The sequence below is a fragment of the Neobacillus terrae genome, from assembly GCF_011393025.1.
In the GTDB taxonomy this organism is placed as follows: Bacteria; Bacillota; Bacilli; order Bacillales; family Cytobacillaceae; genus Neobacillus_A; species Neobacillus_A terrae.
The window spans coordinates 1-1,850 of sequence record NZ_JAAOEO010000070.1 but is presented as its reverse complement, the minus strand read 5'-3'; the positions used below and the strand labels follow the sequence as shown (position 1 = coordinate 1,850).

Below are 1,850 nucleotides of genomic sequence, written 5' to 3'. Positions count from 1 at the left end.
GTCCGCATGGAAATAACAAATATTTATGGCAGTAAATAAGGAGTAACTAAACTTGGATTTCCAAGTTTTCTTTATAGTAGCATTTGTGAAGGTTTTCACTTAAACTAAAGGGTGCTTATATTCAATAACGGGATTGCTGCGGCGATCCCGTTTTTCTTATTGAAAACTAACGTGGCGAGTTACTTTAAAAAGGAAGATCTTTAACGGGGCAGGTTAGTGAAAGAAGGAAATATCAATAATTAGATAGAAATTATAGTAAATAATCACTATTCGTAGTGCTTACCCCTATTTGAAATAACTGATATTTTTATTACAAAGTAAGGGAAGGTATTTTTAATGAAAGAATTATTAATCCAAATAGCAGCTATTATCGTGGCAGCTATATCTGGTGGTATTGCACTGTTTCAATTCTTACTCTTTTTTGGGTTGCCATTAGCGGTGGAAAATATCAAGGAGTGTTACTTGAAAAAAATGAGAATCATGAGCTGGCCATCAGCATTATTATTACTCTTTTTTGGATTAATTTTTTTAATTCATTCAAAAGTTCTATCAGTAGGTATCCACTTGCCAACAAAAATTTTTGTAATAATGATTACTATTTTCATGGGATTAAATACATTAGGAAATTTAGTTTCAAAAAGTAACAAAGAGAGATTGGTAATGACTCCTTTGGCAGGTATAACATTTTTATCATGTTTACTTGTACTTATATTTAGTTAATAAACATAAGATTTGAAAACCAGGTGAGAAAATTCATGAGTGGCAAAATGGTTGTGTTTATGTCTTCTTGCAAATACTCTTAAAAAATGTTAATCTTTAGAAGAATTATTTTTGTTCGGTGTAAAGGATAGTATAAGATTAAACTTTTCGTCTTGATGATCACTGAGTGCAAGGATAGTAAAACTTTGTGTGTAAAGCACACAGCAGGAGGAAACAAAATGGAACAAGGTAAAGTAAAATGGTTTAACGCAGAAAAAGGTTTCGGATTTATCGAACGTGAAGGCGGAGAAGACGTATTCGTTCATTTCTCAGCAATCCAAGGCGAAGGTTTTAAATCTTTAGACGAAGGTCAAGCAGTTACTTTTGACGTTGAGCAAGGTCAACGTGGAGCTCAAGCAGCTAACGTGCGTAAAGCTTAATATTAAGAACAACGGAAGCAGGCTCTTTAAAGAGTCTGTTTTTTTATTTCCTCTTTTAAAAACAAGAAGCCCCACTCACGAATGAGTAGGGCACACATGTAAACAAGTAAATCAAATGGTAAATAAAGTGTATCACATAAACACGAAATCTCCTAATTATCATAGGTCCTATAGATTTCTGAACTGATTAAACTAAGAGTGACTGAAATGGTCATTCATTTTTGTATGTAACACTAAAGATCATTTTTTATTACTTTTCAGCTACTGCATCTTTAAGAGCTTTACCAGCCTTAAAAGCGGGAACTTTTCCAGCTGCTATCTGAATTTCTTCCCCAGTTTGTGGATTTCGACCTGTACGTGCAGCACGTTCACGAACCTCAAAATTACCGAAGCCAATCAATTGAACTTTATCACCATTTTTTAATGCTTCCAAAATAGTATCAAAAACTACATCTACTGCTTTAGATGCTTCTTTCTGTGAAAGTTCTGCGGTTTTTGCTACTTGATTAATGAAATCTGTTTTATTCATTTTATAAGCACTCCTTTAAAGACTTTACAATCCACAGGGGACGTACCTTAGTTGTAACATAGCGTACATTAGTTCGCAACTCTAACCTTATTTTTTCTTGTTCAACTAAACCAGCTAATAGTTTGTCAAGACTTTTCAATAAAAATAGAAATTTGGCCATGGTATACTAAAAATAAGCATGC

3 protein-coding genes are annotated in these 1,850 nt (G+C 33.4%); 2 read left to right on the top strand and 1 reads right to left on the bottom strand.

The features are described from left to right. The first annotated feature begins 336 nt into the window (after nucleotides 1-336). Both G8761_RS27565 and G8761_RS26630 read left to right on the top strand, forming a co-directional pair. Nucleotides 337-720 carry a hypothetical protein gene (locus G8761_RS27565; RefSeq protein WP_243450171.1) on the top strand — a complete coding sequence of 128 codons (384 nt, stop codon included), beginning with the start codon at nucleotides 337-339 and terminating at the stop codon, nucleotides 718-720. Between the two features lie 218 nt (nucleotides 721-938). After that, nucleotides 939-1,139, top strand: a complete 201-nt coding sequence (locus tag G8761_RS26630) for a cold-shock protein (protein WP_027322891.1) — start codon at nucleotides 939-941, stop codon at nucleotides 1,137-1,139. 250 nt (nucleotides 1,140-1,389) lie between these two features. On the opposite strand, the gene G8761_RS26625 is transcribed toward G8761_RS26630, so the two are convergent. Then, nucleotides 1,390-1,668, bottom strand: a complete 279-nt coding sequence (locus G8761_RS26625) for an HU family DNA-binding protein (protein WP_166030947.1) — start codon at nucleotides 1,666-1,668, stop codon at nucleotides 1,390-1,392. Nucleotides 1,669-1,850 lie beyond the last annotated feature (182 nt).